Consider the following 1843-nt stretch of genomic DNA (forward strand, 5'->3'; position numbering starts at 1 on the left):
CAGTTGCTCTCCGGCTACCAGGGCAAGGAGCAGGTCGCGGTCGGCGGCAACGACGCATCCAACGACAAGGGCAGCCAGATACTCGACCAGTTCGGGCGCAACCTCACCCAGGCGGCGCGCGACGGCAAACTCGACCCCGTGATCGGGCGCGAGAAGGACATGGCGCGGGTCATGCAGATCCTCTCCCGCCGCAGCAAGAACAACCCCGTGCTGATCGGTGAGCCCGGCGTCGGAAAGACCGCCGTCGTCGAGGGGCTGGCGCAGGCGATCGTCAAGGGCGAGGTGCCCGAGACTCTCAAGGACAAGCAGCTCTACACTCTCGACCTCGGCTCGCTCATCGCGGGCTCGCGCTACCGCGGCGACTTCGAGGAGCGGCTGAAGAAGGTCACCAAAGAGATCCGCAACCGCGGCGACATCATTGTGTTCATCGACGAGATCCACACCCTCGTCGGGGCCGGTGCCGCCGAGGGCGCGATCGACGCCGCGAACATCCTCAAGCCGCTGCTCGCGCGCGGGGACCTGCAGACGATCGGTGCGACGACGCTGGACGAGTACCGCAAGCACTTCGAGAAGGATGCCGCGCTGGAGCGCCGCTTCCAGCCGGTGAACGTCGACGAGCCCAACCTGCCGATGACGATCAACATCCTCAAGGGGCTGCGCGACAAGTACGAGGCGTTCCACAAGGTTTCGATCACCGACGGCGCCATCGTGTCCGCCGCGAACCTCGCCGACCGCTACGTGCAGGATCGCTTCCTGCCGGACAAGGCGATCGACCTGATCGACGAGGCCGGCGCGCGCCTGCGGCTGAGCATCCTCTCCGCCCCGCCGGAGCTGCGCGAGTTCGACGAGAAGATCGCCGGCGTGCGCACCGAGAAGGAAGCGGCAATCGAGGAGCAGGACTTCGAGAAGGCCGCGAGCCTGCGCGACGAGGAGAAGAAGCTGCTCGGTGAGCGACTGCGGCTGGAGAAGCAGTGGAAGGCCGGCGAGATGGGCTCGACCGGCACGGTCGACGAGGGAATCATCGCCGAGGTGCTCGCCGCGGCGACCGGCATCCCCGTGTTCAAGCTGACCGAGGAGGAGTCCGCGCGACTCATCTTCATGGAGGACGCCCTGCACGAGCGGGTCATCGGCCAGAACGAGGCGATCTCGATGCTGTCCAAGACGATCCGCCGCACCCGCGCGGGCCTCAAGGATCCGAAGCGGCCCTCCGGCTCGTTCATCTTCGCCGGGCCCACCGGGGTCGGCAAGACCGAGCTGGCCAAGGCGCTCGCGGAGTTCCTGTTCGACGACGAGGGCGCCCTCATCTCGCTGGACATGAGCGAGTACGGCGAGAAGCACACCGTCTCGCGGCTGTTCGGCGCGCCCCCCGGATTCGTCGGCTTCGAAGAGGGCGGCCAGCTCACCGAAAAGGTGCGGCGCAAGCCGTTCTCCGTCGTGCTGTTCGACGAGATCGAGAAGGCGCACCCGGACATCTTCAACTCGCTACTGCAGATCCTCGAGGAGGGGCGTCTGACCGACGGGCAGGGGCGCATCGTCGACTTCAAGAACACCGTCATCATCATGACGACGAACCTCGGCACGAAGGACATCTCGGGCGGCCCGGTCGGCTTCCAGGTGGAGGGCGACGAGGGCATCTCCTACGACCGGATGCGGGCGAAGGTCACCGAAGAACTGAAGAAGCACTTCAAGCCGGAGGTCCTCAATCGGGTCGACGAGACGATCGTGTTCCCGCAGCTGAACGAGGAGGAGCTGCTGCAGATCGTCGATCTGTTCATTAAGCGCCTCTCCGAGCGGCTGATGGATCGCGACCTCACTATCGAGGTGTCGCTCGCGGCAAAGCAAC

Annotated in this window: 1 protein-coding gene; it reads left to right on the top strand. The window is 65.9% G+C overall.

Annotated elements, in window-relative coordinates; all coding sequences use genetic code 11:
* Positions 1-1843: ATP-dependent Clp protease ATP-binding subunit (locus ACK5IN_RS06400; protein ID WP_416895367.1), on the top strand; the 1843-nt coding region annotated here is incomplete at both ends.

Source organism: Microbacterium sp., from assembly GCF_047971895.1.
Taxonomy (GTDB): domain Bacteria; phylum Actinomycetota; class Actinomycetes; order Actinomycetales; family Microbacteriaceae; genus Microbacterium.